This window comes from Gorillibacterium terrae, from assembly GCF_051594785.1.
Classification (GTDB): Bacteria; Bacillota; Bacilli; order Paenibacillales; family NBRC-103111; genus Gorillibacterium.
Genome location: NZ_JBPPGI010000005.1, coordinates 79930 through 100254 on the forward strand (window position 1 = coordinate 79930; position 20325 = coordinate 100254).

Sequence of the window (20325 nt, forward strand, 5' to 3'; positions counted from 1 at the left end):
GGCCTTTCTCTGAATAGCTTGGCTGCGGCGCCGACGTTCCCTTAGCGGGTCGTGTCGCTCAGCCTGCCGGTCTCGGCAGTTCCGTCGGCGATGAGCTTCTTGATCGAGTCGCTCAGCGCCTCCGATTGCGTGCCGAAGATGACTTGAACGCTTCCCTGGCCGAGGCGGATGACGCCGGCCGCTCCTTGCCGCTTCAGCGCGGGCTCGTTGATCTCCTTGTCATTCTTGACCACGAGCCGCAGGCGGGTGATGCAGGCATCGACGCTGGCCAGGTTGCCGGCTCCGCCAAGCGCGGTCATGACGGCGGCGGCCTTCTCCTTCAGCGCGCTTGCCGCCGCTTGCCGGCCGGTGCCCGGTCCGTCCTCGTCCAGCAAGTCGTCGTCCTCGCGGCCCGGCGTCTTCAGCTTCAGCTTCACGATCAGGAAGCGGAACAAGACGTAGTACAGAACCAGGTAGGCGAGGCCGACCGGGATCAGCAAGAGCGGCTTCGAGGAGATTTGGAAATTGATCAGGTAGTCGATCAGACCGGCGGAGAAGCCGAAGCCCAGCTTCATATCCAGGATATAGGTGATATACCCAGCTACGCCGGTGAGCACGGCATGCACGCCGTACAGGACCGGTGCAATGAACATGAAGGAGAATTCCAGCGGTTCGGTGATCCCGGTAAGGAAGGAGGCGAGGGCGGTGCCCAGGAAGGCGGAGGCGATCATCTTTCTCTTTTCCGGCTTGGCGGTATGAATGATGGCGAGCGCGAGACCCGGAAGGGCGAACATCATGATCGGGAAGAAGCCGGTCATGAACATGCCTGCCGTCTTGTCGCCGTGGAAGAAGCGGGGCAGGTCGCCGCGCCAAACCTCGCCGGCGGAGTCGGTGAAGGTGCCGATCTGGAACCAGGCGATGTTGTTGAAGATGTGATGCAGGCCGAAGGGCAGGAGCAGGCGGTTGCCGACCCCGAAGGCGGCCGATCCGAACGCGCCGAGGCCGATGACCCAGTTGCCGAACGTATCCAGCCCATGCTGGATCGGACTCCAGACGAGGCCAAGGCCGACGGAGAAGAAGACCATGAAGAACGAGGTGACGATCGGCACGAAGCGCTTGCCGCCGAAGAAGCCGAGCCAGTCGGGCAGCTTGATGTTGTGGTACTTGTTATAGAAGAAAGCGGAGATGATGCCGACGAGGATGCCTCCGAGCGCCCCGGCGTTGAGCACGGTGTCCTTGCCGACGATATCGGCAAAGGCGACGGGGATCTTCAGGAACACATTGGCCAGCACCTGGTAAGCGATCACGGCGGTCAGCGCGGCCACCGCGTCGCCGGCGAGCCCGATGGCGACCCCGACGGCGAAGATGAGGGGAAGCACCGGGCCGCCCAGGATGGCGTCGCCGCCCGCGGCCAGGAAGGGGGCGATGTACTGGTTCAGAAAGCCGCCCACGTCCTTGCCCAGATGAAATTCCTTAACGTAGTCGACGTTGCCGAACCGCATGAGCAGCGAGGCCGCCGGCATGGCGGCGACGGGAAGCATCAGGGACTTCCCGATTTTCTGGAGAAACGCTAACATTTTTCAGCCTCCTCATGATATGGGACTTGGATCAAACCTGCAAAGCCACTTGGAGCAGCCGGGTTTCGCTCCGGACCGTCTCGCCTTCAAAGGCGCTGACCCGCTGCGCCGCCTCCATGTTGGCCACCACGACCGGGGTAATGAGCGGATACCCCGCCCGCCGGATGGCTTCCGGATCGAACTCGATGAGCGGCTGCCCGGATCGAATCCGGTCTCCTGTCTTCACTTGGGCGGTGAAGCCGCTTCCCTTCAATCCGACCGTATTGACGCCGATGTGCAGCAGAAGCTGCAGGCCGCTTGCGTGCTCGACGATTACCGCATGATGCGTGTCGATCAGATGGGCGACGGTTCCGTCGAACGGGGCGACCAAGAGGCCTTCGCTCGGCTCGATGGCGATTCCCTCTCCCATGAAGCCGCCTGAGAAGGCTTCGTCGGGCACCTCCGCGAGCGATACGGCCTTCCCTGTCAACGGGGCGGCGATCTCGATGAGCGGCGGTTGCTTGGTCTTTTTGCCAAGCCATTTTTCCAGCATGTGGATCCTCCTTGTCTGTCCAAAGCGTGATGGGCAACCTCACTTACAAGCTTCCGTTCTGCCGATTCCCGAAGGACCGGAGCTGACCTGCCTTCAGATTGCCGGATAATGCTGAAGGAGCCGGTACAGGTGCATTGCGATGTACCCCACCTCGTCTTCGGGGACGGATGTGCGGAGGTGCCGCTCCATGAGTCCGGCCAGCTTGAGGGCCAGCGCGTATTCGGTCTTGTACTGCTTTTTGATGCCGCGGATGAACGGATTTCTCTCCGTCTTGTTCAGGCTGATCCGGTCGAGGGCGAACCGCAGGTGCGAGATCAGCCGCATGTAATCGCTGCTGTCGCGGGGAAGAGACAGCCCGCATTCCTGCTCCACGAGCTGAACCATCTGCGCGATCAGGTTCGACCATTCCACCAGCACCTTGACGGGAATATGCTTGACGGCGGAATAGACGTGGTACGTCAGGAACCCGATCTCGTCCTCCGGCACCTCCACCTGAAAAGCTTCTCCGATCATCGCGGCGGCCTGCTTGGCGACCTCGTATTCATCGGGGAGGAGCGACTTGGTCTCCTGCAGAAACGGATTGTTGATCTCCATCCCGTTCTGCAGCCGGTAGACGGCGAATTGCAGGTGGCTGGGAAGCGCGGTAAGGATGCCCTCGTTCAGATTGGGCGTGAGCTCGGCCGAGATCAGCCGGATCATCCGGTCGGCGAGCTCTTGAATCTCGGGCTGGATGGTCTCCGTCAGCCGCTGGTACTGCTTCATCTGCTGCTGGTCGTCCAGCCGGAACTTTTTTTCGATACGCGGATCGTTCGCCGCCAGCAGCGCGCCCGCCTTCAGCGAATAGCCGAGCCCTTTGCCCATCACCATCATTTCTTTGCCGGTCTGGGGATGAACCGCCAGAACCACATTGTTGCCGATGATGCGCTCGACTCGGAGGCGAATCCCCTCGCTCATGAACGTCCCCCTTTTTCGCAGGATAGCCCAATACAAACAGAAAAGCCGCAAAGAATGCCGCCCGATAGAGGAAACGGATTCTTTACGGCTCATGCCCGAATACGGTAACATGCCGCGAAACTTAAAGCGTTTTCAATTACAGCTATATCTTAGCCGGAATCCGTCCGAGCGTCAATATGGAATCTTTCCAATAAGCGGCGGGGGCGAACGAAATGATGGAAAAATTCAATACAAAAATGTTCTCACATTCATCAAAAAAAATGATCAAAACGTTACATATATCACATCATGTCAGGTTATTCGGGTGTATGCTGGGGTTGCATTTAAAGAGGAATCGGACTCACTATTACACGTCGCTTGTGGCCGCGAACGGGAAATGCCTGCGGTCATCCGTACGATCTCGGGGGCTAACTGACAATGGACGGGCTGTCGCTAGGTATGCTGATGTTTATCATGGCCGGAGGTTTTTTGGCTGCGTTTGTCGATTCGGTGGTAGGCGGCGGCGGGATGATTTCCTTGCCGGTGCTGATGGCGACCGGTATTCCGCCGCATCTGGTGCTCGGCACCAACAAGCTCGCTTCCTCCATCTCCAGTCTGACCAGCACGCTGTCGTTCGTGAAATCCGGGCGCGTGGACAAAAGCCTGGTGAAGCGCTTGTGCCTCTTCTCCGCGATCGGCGGAGCGATTGGCACGACGATTCTGCACTGGGTTCCCTCCAGCTTTCTTCGGCCGATGATGATCGTCATGCTGCTCGTCGTCACCGTCTTTACCCTCACCCGCAAGCAGATGGGCGACCAGCGGACGTATGCGGGACTCACCGGCAAGAGCGCGATCTGCCTGACGACAACGGCGATTGTCCTCGGCGGATACGACGGTTTCTTCGGCCCGGGAACGGGCTCGTTCCTGATCTTTGCTTTCCTGCTGGTGGGCTTCGATTTTGTCGGAGCGGCCGGGAATGCCAAGGTGCTCAACCTGTGCAGCGGCCTCGCCAGCCTGTCGATGTTCGCGGTATTCCGTTCGATCGACTACCGGATCGGCCTGGCTATGGGGCTGGCGATGGTGTTTGGCTCACTTGTCGGCAGTCAGCTCGCGATCAAGAAGGGAACCCGCTTCGTCCGGCCGCTGTTCCTCAGCATGAGCGCGCTTTTGATCGCCAAGCAGCTTTGGGATTTCCTGCAATAGTCCTCCTATCTGGCTGAACGAACGTAAACCGCCCATCCGGGCGGTTTTTTGGATTTTGCTTTACTTGTCGGACCCGGAGGCGGCCGTTCCGGGAGCTCAGGCGGGGGTCTTACCGGCCTGAAGGGCGTGTACTTGCAACCTCTGTCGATTTCGGGTTAAAAAGAGAAGAGAATCTTATCCAAAGGAGCTGTCGATATGGAAATCCGGTTTCACGGACATGCATGCATTCAGATCACGGGAGGCGGCCGCTCGCTGATCGTGGACCCCTACCTGACGGGCAATCCCTTGGCGGTCGCGCGGGCGGAAGAGATTGAAGCGGACTACGTGCTGCTCACGCACGGCCATGCCGATCATGTGGGCGATGCCGCCGCGATCTCGCTCCGCTGCGAGGCGCCGATCGTGGCGACGCCGGAGCTTGCCCGATATCTCGGCAAGAGCGGAGCTCCGACGGTGGGCATGAACCTCGGCGGCCGCTACCGGACGCCGTTCGCCCACATCAAGATGGTGCAAGCGTTCCATAGCTCCAGCGTTACGGGGCCGGACGGACTTCCCATTTATATGGGAATTCCGGCAGGGTTCCTGATCGAGATGGAAGGGAGGACGATTCTCCACTGCGGAGATACCTCGCTGTTCGGCGACATGAAGCTGATCGGCGAACAGCACAACATTGACGTCGCCTTCCTCCCGATCGGCGACCACTATACGATGGGGCCGGAGGATGCGGCGATCGCGGCGGAATGGCTGAAGGCGAAAATTGTCGTCCCCATTCATTACAACACGTTCCCGCCCATCCGGCAGAATCCGGAGGACTTTCTCGCGCTGCTGGCGGAAAGGGACATCCGCGGCAAAGTGCTCGCGCCGGGAGAAGCTCTGGACCTGTAAATGCGGCCGCTTCGCGGCCCTTCCGACAAAAAAACGCTGCCGGCCCTATTCGGACCAGCAGCGTTTCTGTCATATATCCGGGGCGCCGGAAAGCCGAACCGCGGGTAGGAATCCCGTCGGCCGTCAGGCGACCTCTTGCCTGGCTTCGGCGGCGGTACCGGCCTTCTTGCTGCGGCGAGTCATATTGAACAGGATGTTCAGCAGCACGGCGGTGATGCTGCCGGCAACGATGCCGCTGTCGGCGAGCACCTGCAGGTTCTCCGGCAGCTTGCCGAACAGGCTCGGCATTACCGAGACGCCCATGCCGATACCGACGGAAATGGCGATGATCAGCAGGTTCTCGTGGTTGGAGAGGTCAACGTCGCTCAGCATCTTGATGCCGGAGGACATGACCATGCCGAACAGGGCGATCATCGCGCCTCCCAGCACCGGGCTCGGGATGATGGTGGTAGCCGCGGCTACCTTCGGCAGGAAACCGAGCAGCACGAGCAGGGCGCCGGCCATGACGATCACGTCGCGCGTCTTGACCTTGGTCATCTGCACGAGGCCGACGTTTTGCGAGAAGGTGGTGTACGGGAAGGCGTTGAAGATGCCGCCGAGAACGCTGGCGAGCCCTTCGGCGCGATAGCCGCGGGTCAGGTCGGCGGGGGCGATTTCCTTGTCGCAGATCTTGCCCAGGGCCACGAAGACGCCGGTCGATTCCACGACGCTGACGATGGCGACGAGGGTCATGATGAGGATGGCGGACGGATGGAATTCCGGCGTGCCGAAGTAGAACGGTTTGACGATATGGAAGGCGGAGGCTTCCCGAACCGAGCTGAAATCGACTTTGCCCATCAGGTAAGCGGCGAAGGTGCCGACGACGAGGCCGACCAGCACGGAGATGGAACGAAGGAAGCCTGTCGCGAAGCGGTTCAGCAGCAGGATCAGCACCAGCACGCCGAAGGCGAGGGCCAGGTTGCCCAGGTCGCCGAAGGTCTCGGCGGAGGCGTCGCCGCCGCCCATGTCGGTGATGGCAACCGGAATGAGGCTGATGCCGATGATCGTCACGACGGAGCCGGTGACGACCGGAGGGAAGAAGCGGATGATCTTGCCGAACAGCGGAGCGAGCAGGAATACGATGAGCCCGGACACGATGATTGAGCCGTAGATGGCGCCCATGCCGAACTTGGTGCCGATCGAGATCATCGGGCCGACGGCGGTGAAGGTACAGCCGAGCACGACCGGCAGGCCAATGCCGAACACTTTGTTTTTCCACACCTGCAGCAGGGTAGCCAGGCCGCAGGTAAGCAGGTCGATGGCGACCAGGTAAGCCGTCTGCTGCGGAGTCAGGCCGACGGCTCCGGCGACGATCAGCGGCACGACGACCGCACCGGCGTACATGGCGAGGACATGCTGCAATCCCAGGGAAAACAGTTTGAACCACTTGGACATTCTTGCACTCTCCTATGAGTTATTGAATGTATATAGACGAGACCCTAACTTTTGCGCCTGCGCAGATGGAATATCATTCCGATCGCGGTTGATCCCCGATTCCGGAATGAATTTTTTAGGGGAAATCCGGGATCAAAGGCGAACGCTATGCTTCTTCATGATCTTCCTCTTCTCCGGCTTTCTTTTGTTCCGTCTATATAGCAGGTTTCCGGGCTTTGGCTACGGGCAGTGGCGCGTGTTATTCGGCAAACGTCACGCGGCCTTCTCCGAGCGAAGCGATGCGGGCGAGCGATTCCACCCGGTAGCCGGCCTCCGCCAGCTTGCGGGCGCCGTCCTGGAACGACTTCTCGATGACGATGCCGATCCCGGCTACCTCCGCTCCAACCTTTTCCACAATGCGGGCTAGGCCGGTCGCCGCTTCGCCCCGGGCGAGGAAGTCGTCGATGACCAGCACCCGGTCCCCGGGCAGGAGGAATTTCTTCGACACCGTCACCTCGTTGGTTTCCTGTTTGGTGAAGGAATAGACTTTCTCGACGAGAATGTCCTCGGTCAAGGTGAGCGATTTCCGCTTGCGGGCAAAGATCAGCGGCACGCCGAGCGTGAGCGCCGTCATGACGGCGGGCGCGATGCCGGACGATTCCAGCGTCAGCACCTTGGTGATGCCGGCTTCCGCGAAGCGGCCGGCGAATTCCTTGCCGACGGCGAGCATCAGCTCGGGATCGACCTGGTGATTCAAGAAGGCGTCCACCTTGAGCACCTGATCCGAGAGGACGATGCCTTCTTCGGCGATTTTGTTCATGAGCAATTGCATGTGAATCCCCCTGTGTCTGGTTTTGACTGTACCGGTTGCAGCAAAAAGACCGCCTCTCCTTCGTCGGAGAAGCGGTCTGACAGGTGCGCGGCAAGGCGTCCGCTTGTTGCGGCCGTTCCCCAGGGGGCGCGGTCGGTGGAAGCGGGCGTGCGGGCACTCGTAGTCCGATCATTTCCGGTGATCAGGTAGAGACTTGCGGGCCATATTCCCGCTATTATACGAGCGTATTCGATTGTTCGGCAGGCCCGGCCTCATGGACGGAATGGCCGCCGTTCTCGCTGTCGAAGGAACGCCCGATCGGCGAACCTTCCTTGGCATGGGAGTATTATAGCTTAGCTGGCCGGTTCTGAAAAGGGCTTTTCCGAGAAAGGAAGAAACTGTTCGAAGATTGTCGATTTTTCGTAGGGAACGGGTGGGAAGCAGGGGGACAATAGAGACGCATAGAGAAAGGATTGGGAAGCGCAGGAAAGGGGAAAGGAACTAGGAAAGGTGAGAAGGGAAAGAAGGGAGAGCAGGGGGAGAAGGGGGAGAAGGATACGCCGAACGGAAAAGGGTTGGCAGCCTCTTCTTGGGTAATTACGGTAGGACGACTCCGGATGGAGCGGGAGGTTCCTCTATGCTAGAATGAGAGAAAAGGAAGAACGTGTCGAAGCTCGACTCGGCTCAAGAAATCAATCACGGAATAAAGGAAGGATCGGAATGGCCATCTTGCAAAACGACTGGGCGGAGCCGCTGAACGGCGAATTTGAAAAGCCGTACTACCGCGAGCTGCGCGCGTTCCTGGCCCAGGAATACCGGACGCATACGGTTTATCCGGACATGCACGATATCTTCAACGCCCTACACACTACGCCTCTGCATCAAGTCAAGGCGGTCATCCTCGGGCAGGACCCGTACCACGGCCCCGGTCAGGCGCACGGGCTCAGCTTCTCCGTGAAGCCGGGCGTCCCCGTCCCGCCCTCCTTGCGCAATATGCTGCAGGAGCTGCACGACGACCTGGGCTGTCTCATTCCGAACCACGGCAACCTCACCCATTGGGCCAAGCAGGGCGTGCTCCTGCTCAACACGGTGCTGACCGTGGAAGCGGGCAAAGCCAACTCGCACAAGGGCAAGGGCTGGGAGATCTTCACCGACAAGGTGATTCAGACGGTGAACGCCCTCGACCGGCCCGTGGTCTTCCTCCTCTGGGGAAGCCCGGCGCAGAGCAAGCTGCCGATGATCGACACGGGCCGCCACGGCGTCATCCGCTCGCCGCACCCAAGCCCGTTGTCCGCGCACCGCGGCTTCTTCGGCAGCCGCCCCTTTTCGCGCACCAACCAGTTCCTGCAGGAACACGGCGAGGAGCCGATCGATTGGCAGTTGCCCCGGTTGTGAGGGGCGGCTTACCCTATACTCCTTCAAGCGACTATTCGCTTGGGGGAGTTTTTTTATGGGAGCTAACTCCCATGGGAAAAAAGGTTTGATTTTGTCGAAAAGTGAGCAATTAGTCCTTGATGGAAGCTTGTCCCAATGGTACAATGTGGAATGTTTTCCGTCTATTCACTTGCACGGACGCAAAGGGAGATTCAGCGTTATAGCAGGTTCAATAGAATGGGATATTCGTTCATTAGGGAGGATACGATGAAGAACGCAGTTAGTAGAAAGATACTCACCGGAGCCTTGGCTCTGGCATTGACGGCCGGTTCTTTTGCAGGAACGGCAGGTCGAGCTGCAGCAGCGTCGATTGCTGTGCCGCCGACCGCGACGAATTTCACGGATGTGGAAAAGTCGTACGCGAAGACAGAGATCATGGAACTGGTAAAGCTGGGCATTCTGAGCGGGAACGGGTCAGGAAGTTTTAACCCGACGGCAGGCTCCACCCGTGCCGAAATGGCAAAGGTGTTAACCCTGGCGCTGGGGCTTCCGGAAAATCCGCAAGCGGCGGCTTCTTTTAAGGATATTCCGGCAAACGCCTGGTATAAGGGCTACGTCGGCGCTCTGGTGAAGGCGGGCATCACGACGGGAACCTCGGCGACGAGCTTCTCGCCGAATGAGCAGGTGAGCCGCGAAGCGCTGGCGGTTTTCTATGTCCGGGCGATGGGACTGGAAGAGACGGCAAAGAAGCTGGCCGGTAAGTCCGAGTTCGCCGATGCCGCCCAAATCTCGGCCTGGGCCTTACCGGCGGTATCGCTTGCCGCAGAACTGGGTTTTATTCAAGGCGTGAAGCAGGCGGACGGGAAGGTGTACTTCCAGCCTTCGGCTAAGGCGGAGCGGCAAGCGCTGGCGAAGTTGACGTACAGCTTCTATGTAAACAAGGAGGAGTATGCTCAGCAGGCAGCCAAGCTGGAAGCCGCGGCTGCCTCCTCGACTCCGACTCCATCGGCTTCGACCACGCCGTCTCCGACCCCTTCGCCGGTAGTGGGCGGCGGCGGTTATGTCCCTCCGGTAAGCACGCCGCCCCCGACGGGTACGGCAACGCCTGCGCCAACGGCTGCACCGACATCGACGCCAACGGCTACACCGGCGCCAACGATGGGGCAAGGTGATCCCAATGTGGCTTCACCTTATTTTGCTAACCCCTACACAGCGAATGATGAATATCTTTCCGGACTTGTCGACGGCCATTCTACGGTCAGAATATACTACAAGACCAATTTGGTAGGTCAATGTGAATCGGACTATGCCGGGAACTTTTCTGCTGCCATTTCCAATCATCCGGATCAAATCGTGGAAGGCATGTTGCAGGTGACTTCCCAACGGTCAGGGGAGAGGGAGAGCTTGCCGCTAAACGTTAAAATCAACCCCTCCCTTCCTCGCGAGCGCAGTAATCTTCCTTCGGTTGACCCCATCCACTCGGGGGATTTTATCATTTCGGGAAAAGCCCGAGTCAATTCGTATATTTCCATAAAGGATTCCAATGGTTCCTTCATCGAGAGCGGATTGGCCACGTCCAATGGCAGCTACATCATTCCGATCGGCGAGCGTCGAGAGGGAGAAGTATTGCAGATCACAGCCCAGGACATGGGTAAAGATTCAAGCGAGCCCGTTGTGGTGACGGTAGGTTTGCCAAATACAGAGGAGAAGACCTATCTGGGAACCTACGTACAAGAACTTTCCACCGGGCCTATCCTTCTCTCTGCACAGCTCACACCGGGCTTAACCTGCATGGAAATAACGGTTAATTCCAGCCACTATTATGTCTACCAGCGGACGGATGGAACCTTTTCGTATTTTAATCCCGATATTTTGATTAAGCCGACCGATCGCGTATCTTTGCGTGTTCAGTCCCCGGGGCAAGCTCCGTCGGATGAACAACCCTATTCGGTGACCTCCACTTTTGAAAAGACGCGGAAGCCCGTTGTAGGCCAAGCGAAATACAATGCGCTGCATGTGATAGCGGACGATTACTCTTATCTCTTCTTGCGGGATGACCAGGGTAATTTAGTTTTCCCGGTCTTTGAGCGGGCAATGGGGGCGCGGAAACTTGATGTCCATCTGCTGCCGGGTAAGACCTATCAGCTCTATGCCCAATCCCAATATAGGGAAACGAGCGATCCCGTCTCCATTTCTGTAGCGCCTGTTGTGGATCGAGCTCCGAAACCAACCGTTCTAAGTGCGGTTTATGAAGGAGATGTAAATTTTCTTATCCAATCCGAGCCGAATACTCAATTGCGGGTATATTCGCTTTCGGTGGATAGTGAAATGGAACAATCCGAGGCGTTCACGACCACTTTGAATGGGACGTGTCTGTATTCAATGATTAAGCCTGTTGCGATAGGAGACAAGTTTCTGGTAATTGCCGATCAAGAAGGACGCGAAGCAAGTGCGGCATCGGTTATCACCGTTCAGGCCTTACCCGAATCGGCGTCGATGTCTTCGGAGCCTATTGTTTACGGAACCGTTTACGAAGGAAACTATTTCATAAATAATTTCATTTCAATGGATGGACAGCCTTATTCTTATGTTTCGATAACGGATGAACAAGGGGCTGTATTGGGTTCTGGCTCGGGGATTTCCTATGGTTCTTCTTATTTAGATAACCCCATTCCTATGGGTTCAAAGAAAGTTATCGCAACAGTGCAACAAGTAGGAAGGAAGCGAGTTTCCGTGGAGATTCCAGTCACTCCGGTTAACGGAGTGACAGATTCGGTATCGATTATTGCCAACCAATTTGTTGCAGCTGCAAATAATTCATTTGAATACCAAGGAAAGCCTAGGGATTACATTGTGGTCCGAATTAACGGGGCTGTATCCCGGATAATTACCATACTGGATTCCAGTTATAATCAATTTAATATGAATCTGACCTATGAAAATATTGGCGATCGCATCGATATTATTGCGGTTACCCCAGGCAAGCAAGCGGTCGTCAAGAGCTTCGTTGTCCAGGCCCCTTAAGAACAATTCGTCCCATGTTAACCAATATTTATTCAGCCCTTCGGCCTTCCGAATTAACAGCGGATAGGTGGAAGGGCTGAATTTTGCAATAGAAGGAGTGGGCGCCGCGTGATATAATGACGACAACTTCATGGAAATAACAGGATATTACGCTTGCGGGGAGGCTTATATGAGAACAAAACCATTGAAAGGCATCGTCGGCGGACTCCTGACTTTGCTGCTGGTGCTCGCTCCTTATTCGGGGACGCATGGATTTATGGAAGCTAAATCTGCACCATCCCTCTCCAAGGAGAAGCCGGAGGTTGGCGCTGCTGCGGTCGCTTCAAGAGCGATGCCGCCTGTGGTGGCGGAAGCCGGTTCCACGCCTGCGCCGTTTGTGGAAACGCCAGAATCCCTTAATAGCATCCTCTTTTCACCCTTGCCGACCGGTTCTCCGAATCCCACACAAGCGCCAGGTCCCGTTACCGCCAGTCCTTACAGCGTAAACCACTATTATGCCCAAAGCCGAGGCGTGGAAGGGATGGTCGACGGGCCGGCGACCGTTCGGGTGTACCATGAGGGGCGCAAGATCGGAGAGGGGATCGCCGAACGAGCGGGAGGTTTTTTTGTCAGCTTGGGAACGGCTTCCTACCGTGTTCTCTCCGGCGAGATTTCCATCACCGCCCAGCGGGAAGGGGAACGGGAAAGTGCGCCTCTTACGGTAGCTGTTCTTCATCCGGCGGGAGAGAGCCGTTCTCCCATCGTTAATCCTGCTCATATCGGGGATTTCTTGCTCAGCGGCAAGAGCCAGCCAGGCGCCTACATTCTCGCGATGGACAGCAGTAATCGGTGGGTTGAAGGGGGCTTCAGCGATTCGAACGGGTTTTTCGCTATTGGCTTTTCCAATCCTCTGACAAAAGGAACCGTTCTGCATGTCACCGCCACGGAACCGGGGAAAGCGGCCAGCCCGCAGACGGATGTAAAAGTAGAAGCCGCTTCGGGTCAAACGCCCCAAACGGGAACTCTTGCCGCCGAGCCGCTCTATGCGGGGCCGCTGGTTCTTCATGCTTCATCTCCGCAAGCCGTGCTCCTGAATGTGGAGGGAAAGGGTTATTCCCAATCGGTCACTTACGGCTATGGCGGAGATCATGTGATATTTAGTCCTAGCCTCGTTGTGCAAGCGGGGCAAAAAATGATCCTGACTTCTCAATCACCGGGAAAATCCCCTTCCGGAAAAGTTGAACTGACAACAAAAAAGGCGGCAGGAAGAACGAGAACGCCTTTGGTAAAACGTCTATCGTCGCTGTCGGATCTGCAAGTCTCAACCGAATCAGGGGCATTCTTATACCTTAAAGATGCGAGCGGCCGATTGATGCCAACCGGGCGTTCGGAAGAAATTGGTTCAACGGAGCGCAGTCTCGACTTGTCGGAGTTTCCTGCCGGGGCAACTTATTATGTATACGCGTTTGTTCCGGGGAAGCTGGTCAGTATTCCGGCGAGCGTCGTGATTCCTCCCTTGAAAGAAAGGTTGGCTTCTCCGGAGTCCGCCGACGATCTCATCGAGGGGACCAATACCATAAGAGCCAAGGTTGAGCCGCAAAGCCTGCTAAAGGTCTATCATTGGCGAGCCGCTACCGGAATGTTGGATTTGACCTCCGAACAGTTTTCGGCCGATGGTCAGGCAAGCGTGCAGCTGCTTCATCATGTGGAGCCGGGGGACCGCCTCATCTTAACCGCCAGTAAAAGCGGCTTCGAAACGAGTGTGGCTTTGATTAAAACCGTGAAGGAAGCCTCCGGACCGTCGGTTTCTGCTTTGCAGGTTGATCCTGTCTACAACGGCGACTTTTTAATCGGGCTTCACGGCAGCTTTGACCGCGTCGAGATAACGGATGATCATCAGAACCATTATGTGATCGACAATCGGCTCGGCCCTTATGCTTTCGGCCATCAGATGGGAATGCTGGGCCGTCCCCTTCCGGACAACGTGACGTCTTTGACTCTTTATGTTGTGCAAAACGGCAAGAAACCGATCCATCAACAGGTTCAAGTCGAACCGAACGAAGGACAAACCGAGCCGGTTGTATTACTCAGCTCCACGCTGTACGAAGGAATGAATAGAATTATGCTTTCCGCTAAATACGGGGACCAAGTCATGATAACGTGGAGAAATTGTTCCTGGGTTCAATATGCCGAATCCACTCCGGTTACGTATGACATGTTTGGGTCTGCAATTCGACCTAAAGCGGGAGACTCCATCACCATTACGGTGAAATCGAGAGGAAAAGTCGCCACATCCGCTACCTTTCCCGTTCAAGCCGCTCCCTAACCGCTTCCGCTTGTCAAAGACGCCTTTCCTGGAGATAATCGGGAGAGGCGTCTTTTTGTCGAATGGACAAGCCATATTTCGAAGTCCGCCTTTTGAAGTGAAAGATAAGACAAACCCATAACCGGTTCTATGCAAAAGGAGGGCTTCACCATGAATCGACCCGCTCAACCGACCTACCGCCGCGTCTTCTGGTCGGCCGGCTTCGGCTGGCTGTTTGACGCGCTGGATGTGGGGCTGTTGTCGTTTATCCTCGTCCAGCTTGCCGCCGATTGGGGGCTTACGCCCGCCGACAAGGGGCTGCTCGGTACGGTCACCACCGCCGGAATGGCCATCGGCGCGCCGCTCGGCGGATTTCTGGCGGACCGGCTTGGCCGCCGGCCGATCTTCCTCATCACCCTGGTGCTGTTCGGCGCAGCGAGCCTGACCAGCGCCTTCTCGCCCGGACTCGGCTTCATGATGGTCTGCCGGCTGGTAATGGGCTTAGGCCTCGGGGCTGAATTGCCGGTGGCTTCGACCCTGGTCAACGAGCTTGCCCCCGCCGACAAAAAGGGCCGCACCGTCGTGCTGTTGGAGAGCTTCTGGGCCGGAGGCTGGCTGGCCGCGGCGGTGCTGGCATTTTTTGTCATCCCGGACTACGGCTGGCGTGTCGCCGTACTGGCCGGCTCGCTCCCGGTCGTCTATGCCGTGCTCATCCGCCGCAACATCCCGGAGACCCGCCCGGCCGAGCTGCGCCGTAAGGTGCCGGTCGCAACGCTGTTCCGTCAGCACCGCCGCCGCACGGCCGTGCTGTGGATCGTCTGGTTTGCCGTGGCCTTCAGCTATTACGGCATGTTCCTGTGGATGCCCTCGGTTCTGGTCGGCAAGGGCTTCACGATGATCAACAGCTTCAAATACGTCCTGCTGATGACGCTCGCACAGCTTCCCGGCTATTTTGCCGCCGCTTGGCTGGTGGAGCGGTGGGGTCGCCGCCCCACCCTGGCCGCCTTCCTCGCCATGACGGCGGTTTGCGCCGCGTTCTTCGGCGCGGGGAGCTCGGAGACGGAGCTGCTCGTCTGGGGCGCGCTGCTGTCCTTCTTCAACCTCGGGGCTTGGGGCGCGCTGTATGCGTATACGCCCGAGAATTACCCCGACGAGATTCGCGCCTCGGGAGCGGGCTTTGCCTCAGGCTTCGGCCGCATCGGCAGCGCCATTGCCCCTTACCTGGTCGGCGTTCTGGTGCAAAAGGAATACTCCTACAGTGCCATCTTTGGCCTGTTTGCCGGCGTGATCGCTATCGGCGTGATCGTCCTGGTCGCATTCGGCCGGGAGACGAAGAAGCGCACGTTGGCGTAAGCCCGCGCGCATGGTCTGGAAGGGCCATGGCTTAAGGGAATCTGCCGTTTCTTCCTGCAAGCCCCGTTCATAGAATAGGGTAGCTTGCAGGGAGGAGGGACTACCTTTTGAGAAAGTCGGAAGCCTACGGCAAGCGCCGTCTGCCGGGATTCTGGCGCATCCTGTCGCGCCGCTTCTGGCGAGGCTGGTTCGATTGGCAGGAGCGGATGGAATGGCGGCTGGACGCTGCCGAGCAGAAGCTGCGCCATTTGGGCGGACATATCCGGGTGGTGGAGGAACGGCTTAATAAGCTGGAGGTTGAGGTGGATGGACTGACTTCGGCCGGTCCCTTGTCCGAGCTGTTTCAAGAGGGGATTGGCCGGGAATGGACGATTTTCACGGGAGCGGGCTCGCTGAACGGAGTGGTTCTGGCGGCAGGCACCGATTTCGTTCTGATCCGGGAGGCGGCGGGGGACGAGGTTTACATTCCCTATGCCCAGATTGAGGCGGTTTCCCCTCCCGCCACGGAAGGAGGAGGGCGGCCATGAGACCGGATGCGCCTCGTCTGATCGAAGCCTTGCAGGACCGTCTCGGCAGCGACGTCGAGGTGTTCCTGCAGAATCAGTTCTACAGCGGAACCTTGATGCAGGCGGAGAATGGCGTGCTGACCGTGTATTCGGATATCGGCGGATATGACGCCACCCCGGTCAAGTTCGTCATTCCGCTGAGCGCCGTCCAGTTCGTTCGCGTTTTGCCCGCCTGAGGCGAGCCGTTGACATTCATGGGGGAAAAAAGAACCGCATTCCGGTAGCCGTCGGAATGCGGTTATTCGTGTTCCAGGCGATGGGTCAGCCAATCTCGCCAGGCCGCGTAGCGCGCTTTGTCCCGCTGGCTGACGCTCTCCGGGCGCACGCGTCGATGGTACAGCGGCTTAGGGACGAAAGCGATCGGTTCCCCGGCGCGGAGCAAGCGCGCCAGGAGATGCAAATCCTCGTAGAGACGTCCGCCGCCGGGTTCGTCCGGGAAGACGGGCCAGCCGCCGATTCGGCGAAGCAGGTCCGTCCGGAATAAGCGGGGTGCATAGACCCGCGCATCCCGGAGGAGCGTCCGCCAATTGAGCGGGGCGGAGGGCAGCGAACAGCCGCCGGGCCGCCATCCGCTGCCGGAAGAGAGCCGCCAGACGCGGTGGTCCGCCACAATCGCCTGCAGAGGCGGCCCGTTAGTCCCGACTTCCGAAGCGGCCAGCAGGACTTCAAGCGCTTCCGGCTCCAGCCAGTCGTCCGGGTCGAGCTCGACCAGCCATTTTCCTCGAACGTACGGAAGAGCTTCATTCAAAGCGTGCGCCTTGCCCCGGTTTGGTTGGAAGCGGAAGCGGCGGATTCGTGAATCGGGAGAGAGCCATTCGGGCGGAGGAATCTCTCCCGAAGAGCCGTCGTCCACGAGCAGGAGCTCCCAGCTCGGACAAGTTTGGCGAAGAACGGAGTAGACGGCCCAAGGCAGCGGCGCAAAATCGTCGCAGGTGCAGATCACCACCGAAACGGCCGGACAGCGTTCCTTCGACAAAAGACCTGCTTCACCGGCCCAGTTGGAAGACTCCGCACAGGGCACTTCCACCGAGAGCAGCTCGGACAGGACGCTGGGGAGCCACTCCGGCACCGGCAGCCGGTTCAAAAGCGTCTCTTCCCAAAAGGCAAGCTCGCGAACGCGTTCTTGCGTCAAGACCAACTCAGCAGCATCCGACCCTGCCCGGATAGGCACAGGGGGACGGGTTCCGGCCAATGCCACGGTTATCCCATCACCGGCATCGGCCAGCAGCTGTTGGAGCCGGGAACCGGGAGCATGGGGGCCCAGTCGGACGATCCGGCGGAATCCGCCCTGCCTCCGGGCAGCATGTTCCGTGCCGAAACCGGAGTCCATCCGGGTAGCGACGATAACAAGATCCACGACTGTTCCTCTCCTTCAGTCGACTCGTTCTATCCGGTTGTATACCCATTCGTTCGACTGAAAGCAGGTGTCGAGAGCTTCTCGACACCTGCGCGTTTTCGGGCGATAATTTCCCAGGAAATGTCGGTTTCTCTCCGCTCCGGTCTATTCGCAGCTCGAGCGGGGAGGGTCGTGTCGGCGGTTCAGTTTCTTATCCCACGCCGACCGAGTCCAGCTCCCGGCGCAAGGCGGCGAACGCTTCCTCCGCCTCCTTTTCGGTTTGGCGGATCGCCGGCTCGGCCGCCTGAATCGGCTCGCGGCCCTCCTTCAGCATCCGGCGGATTCCAGCCTCCAACCGGTCCAGTGCCGACTCATCGGTCTCCAGCCTGTCGCGCAGGCCGAATCGGTCCAGCAGACTGGCGACCTTACCCTGCTTGCTGACGCAGAAGAGCGGGACGAGTCCGCGGAGAGCGGCGAGCGCCGGGTGAAGCTTGAAGCTGATGAAATAATCGCAGGCTTGAATGACGCGGTAGACGAGCTCCAACTCGTATTCCGGCTTGAAGATCGAGGCGGAAGCTCCGGGACCGCCCAATTCCAGAATGCGTTCCTTGAGGTGATCGCAGACTCCGTAATCGGAATAGGCGTTGGCGCTGTGATTGACGGCGGGAATCAGCAGAATGTGATAGCCCTCGCGCGAGATGTGGGCGAGCATGGACGCAAGACCGGCGGCGGGAAAACCGGAGTACGCATGAACGCAGACCCCGATGACAGGCCGGGCGGACAGCCCCCGCAGTTTATAATCGGGGGCCCGATAGGCAAAAACCGGATCGGGTACCGTCTGCACGTTGGAATGCAGAGCGATCCGCCGGGCGATCTGGGCCGAACGGTCATCCCGCAGGAACAGGCCGCGGGCATCGCGCAGCCTTTTGCGATACCGCTCGATCTCCCGATCCGGCCAAGTGGACTCGGGATAGGCGTCGACGATGCCGGCGCCGTAAACCCAGGTCGGCTTTCCCTCCAATGCCGGCGGGAAGTAATACGAATTGAACGAGTAAGGTGCAATCAGATCGCCGCCGCCGATCAGCACGGCGTCCGGGACGCTCGGGTCCATGGCCGAATGCCAGGCGAAGACTGAATGGCCGGATAGCTGCTGGCGGAAGGTCAACAGGAACAGCTCGTCGCCGAAGTTGCCCATGCCGTAATAGCCGCATACTGCAATTTTCATCAGTGGACCTCCTTGTCGGATGGGTTTCTCAGCAGAAACGTCAGGCGCGGATGATCCAGACGGAACGGCCGGGAGAGCGGGCTGGACAGCTTGAGCAGCATCCGCCCCGCTTCCTTACGGATCAGCGCGGTCTTATCCACATAAGGCGTTAAGTCAACCGCCAGCGTATCGTCCAAGCTTCGCCGCAGGGGAAGGGACGCAAGCGGCCGGCAAGGGGGCTTGTTGCCGTCCGTCAGGCCCTCGGTCGGCACGTAGCCGTCCGCCGCGGAGATCTCCAGCAGCGGCAGCTCCTCTGCGGCCGTTCCCGCCGGAGGCGCCGCATCGAATTCCAGGTAGATGCGGAGGGGAGAATCGGGAAATGCCTTGGCGTTGAGCGCGAGGAACGTTTCATAGCGGCCGCCGGGCGGCTGGCCCACGTAAGGAGGATCTTGGGTCAGACAATGAGTCGGATAGTAGGAATTCACCGTCCGATGGCGCAAGGGAAGGCGCTGCGTGGAGTACCGGCTCCATTCCTCCACAGGCAAGTCGGTGCGAGCCGCTTTCCACTTCGGCCATCGCCGTTCGAGCTCACGGGCGATCGACCGGTAGCGCTCGTTCCAGGAAAACTTCCGGGCGTACGCCATTCGCTCCGCTTCCTGATCGGACGGTTTGCGGCAGGCCTCCGCCAGCCGGGCGGCGAATTCTTCCGCGCTCGCAGCAATGAAGACATGCGGGCGCATCGGCATGACCTCGGGCAGCGGAGAGGAGACGACGGGTTTGCCCGCCGCCAGGTACTCGTAGACCTTGACCGGGTTGGTGCTCTCCGTAATCCGGTTGATCCGAAACGGGATCATGCACGCGGTGGTAAGCTGCAGCAGAGCGGGAAGCTCGGGATAAGGGCGATGGCCGAGCATGACGACATTCGCACCGAGCGGCCCGGTCTCTTCGCGGAGCGGTGGTCCGGCGATATAGAAGAGAGCATGCGGCAAGGCCTGGGCTGCGGTGCGAATCCAGGCTTCGTCCACCCAAGGAGCCAAGGCTCCGATGTAGCCGATCACCGGGCCCGGGTGGCGGGCCAGCCGCAGCATCGCCTCGTCGCCGTCCAGGCTGCCGGGAAGCACCGCCCCGTCCGGACGACTGCGGCTGCGTCCTCCGGCAAAATGTCGGTCGTCGCAGCCGTTCGGCGCCAGGAAGACCGGCTTGCCCGGCAGCAAACTGCGCATTTTCTTCAGGAGAGGGTCGGCGGTGCAAAAGACGACATCCGCACTCGCCGCGTAAATTCGCTCCTCTTCCTCCCAATCGGGAAAATCATCGACACAGTCGTATATGACGGCGGAAGCGCCGAGGGCGGCTGCATGGGGGAGCTTACGGGCCCAGCTCGCCCAGTACAGCCGGTTATCCGCCGGCAGAAGCGGGAGCAGTTCGTCCTGAAAAGCGAGAGCATGCCGGACGACCGCAATCCCCGGCTCGGGATAATCGACCACCCGGCCGGCCTGACCCGTTTTGTTGTAGAAGAGAACCGAGTGGCCGTCCCGCGCGAATTGCTTCATGATCTGTTGGGGACGCTGAACCATATACGACCAGTCCAGCGTCGGAGGATAAATAACCGTACCCATAGCCACACGCCTGCCTTTCCTGCCTTATCCGGCGGCACGGAGGCGAGCCGGATCTCTGTAGTGTATGTCCGGGTCCGGCCAGGGGGAGCGGCCTTCTTCCCGCGCGTCTTCCATTCTCGCAAAGCGGACCGGATTGTCGGAGAGCGCTTCAAAAAGCTTGGAAAACATGCGTTAAGAAGAGAGTTACGGGGTAAGGTAAGGATACACGGGCATTTTGTTGGGCCCTTAATCCAACACG

General features: G+C 59.0%; 16 protein-coding genes and 1 riboswitch. Of the genes, 8 read left to right on the forward strand and 8 right to left on the reverse strand.

All coding sequences use genetic code 11. From position 1 onward, the window contains the following. Positions 1–41: 41 nt before the first annotated feature. The 3 genes from ACSEXS_RS17290 to ACSEXS_RS17300 all read right to left on the reverse strand — a co-directional run bounded on the left by ACSEXS_RS17290 (position 42) and on the right by ACSEXS_RS17300 (position 3042). Positions 42–1556 (reverse strand): PTS transporter subunit EIIC, encoded by a 1515-nt coding sequence (locus tag ACSEXS_RS17290; RefSeq protein WP_438434497.1) that lies wholly within the window; start codon positions 1554–1556, stop codon positions 42–44. A gap of 31 nt (positions 1557–1587) precedes the next feature. After that, complete coding sequence (locus ACSEXS_RS17295) at positions 1588–2088, reverse strand: PTS sugar transporter subunit IIA (protein WP_438434498.1); 501 nt, start codon at positions 2086–2088, stop codon at positions 1588–1590. Between the two features lie 93 nt (positions 2089–2181). Further along, entirely contained in the window at positions 2182–3042 is an 861-nt protein-coding gene (locus ACSEXS_RS17300; protein WP_438434499.1) for a PRD domain-containing protein, read from the reverse strand. 438 nt (positions 3043–3480) lie between these two features. Here ACSEXS_RS17300 and ACSEXS_RS17305 point away from each other — a divergent pair, with 438 nt between their 5' ends. Beyond that, positions 3481–4224: a sulfite exporter TauE/SafE family protein gene (locus tag ACSEXS_RS17305; RefSeq protein WP_438434500.1), complete on the forward strand. Its 744-nt coding sequence runs from the start codon at positions 3481–3483 to the stop codon at positions 4222–4224. Between the two features lie 195 nt (positions 4225–4419). Next, positions 4420–5106 (forward strand): metal-dependent hydrolase, encoded by a 687-nt coding sequence (locus ACSEXS_RS17310; protein WP_438434501.1) that lies wholly within the window; start codon positions 4420–4422, stop codon positions 5104–5106. Between the two features lie 123 nt (positions 5107–5229). Here the strand turns inward: ACSEXS_RS17310 and ACSEXS_RS17315 are convergent, their stop codons facing one another. Both ACSEXS_RS17315 and ACSEXS_RS17320 read right to left on the reverse strand, forming a co-directional pair. Further along, on the reverse strand, positions 5230–6540 hold the full coding sequence (locus tag ACSEXS_RS17315) for a nucleobase:cation symporter-2 family protein (RefSeq protein WP_438434502.1): 1311 nt from the start codon (positions 6538–6540) through the stop codon (positions 5230–5232). 238 nt (positions 6541–6778) lie between these two features. Continuing rightward, the gene (locus ACSEXS_RS17320; protein WP_438434503.1) at positions 6779–7351 is read right to left on the reverse strand and encodes a xanthine phosphoribosyltransferase; all 573 of its coding nucleotides are present in this window, start codon (positions 7349–7351) and stop codon (positions 6779–6781) included. A 140-nt stretch (positions 7352–7491) separates the two neighbouring features. Next, positions 7492–7593, reverse strand: a riboswitch (purine riboswitch). A gap of 457 nt (positions 7594–8050) precedes the next feature. Between ACSEXS_RS17320 and ACSEXS_RS17325 the strand changes: the two genes are divergently transcribed. The 6 genes from ACSEXS_RS17325 (at position 8051) to ACSEXS_RS17350 (ending at position 16107) form a co-directional block, all read left to right on the forward strand. Continuing rightward, a complete protein-coding gene (locus ACSEXS_RS17325; RefSeq protein ID WP_438434504.1) occupies positions 8051–8725 on the forward strand; it encodes a uracil-DNA glycosylase in 675 nt (224 codons plus the stop codon). A gap of 246 nt (positions 8726–8971) precedes the next feature. Further along, positions 8972–11728, forward strand: a complete 2757-nt coding sequence (locus tag ACSEXS_RS17330; protein WP_438434505.1) for an S-layer homology domain-containing protein — start codon at positions 8972–8974, stop codon at positions 11726–11728. A gap of 169 nt (positions 11729–11897) precedes the next feature. After that, positions 11898–14033: an Ig-like domain-containing protein gene (locus tag ACSEXS_RS17335; protein WP_438434506.1), complete on the forward strand. Its 2136-nt coding sequence runs from the start codon at positions 11898–11900 to the stop codon at positions 14031–14033. A gap of 150 nt (positions 14034–14183) precedes the next feature. Then, entirely contained in the window at positions 14184–15365 is a 1182-nt protein-coding gene (locus tag ACSEXS_RS17340; protein WP_438434507.1) for an MFS transporter, read from the forward strand. Between the two features lie 107 nt (positions 15366–15472). Next, on the forward strand, positions 15473–15892 hold the full coding sequence (locus tag ACSEXS_RS17345) for a hypothetical protein (protein WP_438434508.1): 420 nt from the start codon (positions 15473–15475) through the stop codon (positions 15890–15892). Beyond that, complete coding sequence (locus ACSEXS_RS17350; RefSeq protein ID WP_438434509.1) at positions 15889–16107, forward strand: hypothetical protein; 219 nt, start codon at positions 15889–15891, stop codon at positions 16105–16107. Before ACSEXS_RS17345 ends, ACSEXS_RS17350 begins: the two co-directional genes overlap by 4 nt. A 62-nt stretch (positions 16108–16169) precedes the next feature. Here the strand turns inward: ACSEXS_RS17350 and ACSEXS_RS17355 are convergent, their stop codons facing one another. The 3 genes from ACSEXS_RS17355 to ACSEXS_RS17365 all read right to left on the reverse strand — a co-directional run bounded on the left by ACSEXS_RS17355 (position 16170) and on the right by ACSEXS_RS17365 (position 20087). Further along, on the reverse strand, positions 16170–17288 hold the full coding sequence (locus ACSEXS_RS17355; protein ID WP_438434510.1) for a glycosyltransferase family 2 protein: 1119 nt from the start codon (positions 17286–17288) through the stop codon (positions 16170–16172). Between the two features lie 190 nt (positions 17289–17478). Further along, the gene (locus ACSEXS_RS17360; protein ID WP_438434511.1) at positions 17479–18492 is read right to left on the reverse strand and encodes a polysaccharide pyruvyl transferase family protein; all 1014 of its coding nucleotides are present in this window, start codon (positions 18490–18492) and stop codon (positions 17479–17481) included. Continuing rightward, positions 18492–20087: a glycosyltransferase gene (locus ACSEXS_RS17365; RefSeq protein WP_438434512.1), complete on the reverse strand. Its 1596-nt coding sequence runs from the start codon at positions 20085–20087 to the stop codon at positions 18492–18494. Before ACSEXS_RS17365 ends, ACSEXS_RS17360 begins: the two co-directional genes overlap by 1 nt. Positions 20088–20325 lie beyond the last annotated feature (238 nt).

Excerpts from the sequence above, each read along its gene's own strand:
- ACSEXS_RS17290 (WP_438434497.1), bottom strand. The coding sequence starts at position 1,556 with ATGTTAGCGTTTCTCCAGAAAATCGGGAAGTCCCTGATGCTTCCCGTC.
- ACSEXS_RS17295 (WP_438434498.1), bottom strand. The coding sequence starts at position 2,088 with ATGCTGGAAAAATGGCTTGGCAAAAAGACCAAGCAACCGCCGCTCATC.
- ACSEXS_RS17300 (WP_438434499.1), bottom strand. The coding sequence starts at position 3,042 with ATGAGCGAGGGGATTCGCCTCCGAGTCGAGCGCATCATCGGCAACAAT.
- ACSEXS_RS17305 (WP_438434500.1), top strand. The coding sequence starts at position 3,481 with ATGCTGATGTTTATCATGGCCGGAGGTTTTTTGGCTGCGTTTGTCGAT.
- ACSEXS_RS17310 (WP_438434501.1), top strand. The coding sequence starts at position 4,420 with ATGGAAATCCGGTTTCACGGACATGCATGCATTCAGATCACGGGAGGC.
- ACSEXS_RS17315 (WP_438434502.1), bottom strand. The coding sequence starts at position 6,540 with ATGTCCAAGTGGTTCAAACTGTTTTCCCTGGGATTGCAGCATGTCCTC.
- ACSEXS_RS17320 (WP_438434503.1), bottom strand. The coding sequence starts at position 7,351 with ATGCAATTGCTCATGAACAAAATCGCCGAAGAAGGCATCGTCCTCTCG.
- ACSEXS_RS17325 (WP_438434504.1), top strand. The coding sequence starts at position 8,051 with ATGGCCATCTTGCAAAACGACTGGGCGGAGCCGCTGAACGGCGAATTT.
- ACSEXS_RS17330 (WP_438434505.1), top strand. The coding sequence starts at position 8,972 with ATGAAGAACGCAGTTAGTAGAAAGATACTCACCGGAGCCTTGGCTCTG.
- ACSEXS_RS17335 (WP_438434506.1), top strand. The coding sequence starts at position 11,898 with ATGAGAACAAAACCATTGAAAGGCATCGTCGGCGGACTCCTGACTTTG.
- ACSEXS_RS17340 (WP_438434507.1), top strand. The coding sequence starts at position 14,184 with ATGAATCGACCCGCTCAACCGACCTACCGCCGCGTCTTCTGGTCGGCC.
- ACSEXS_RS17350 (WP_438434509.1), top strand. The coding sequence starts at position 15,889 with ATGAGACCGGATGCGCCTCGTCTGATCGAAGCCTTGCAGGACCGTCTC.
- ACSEXS_RS17360 (WP_438434511.1), bottom strand. The coding sequence starts at position 18,492 with ATGAAAATTGCAGTATGCGGCTATTACGGCATGGGCAACTTCGGCGAC.
- ACSEXS_RS17365 (WP_438434512.1), bottom strand. The coding sequence starts at position 20,087 with ATGGGTACGGTTATTTATCCTCCGACGCTGGACTGGTCGTATATGGTT.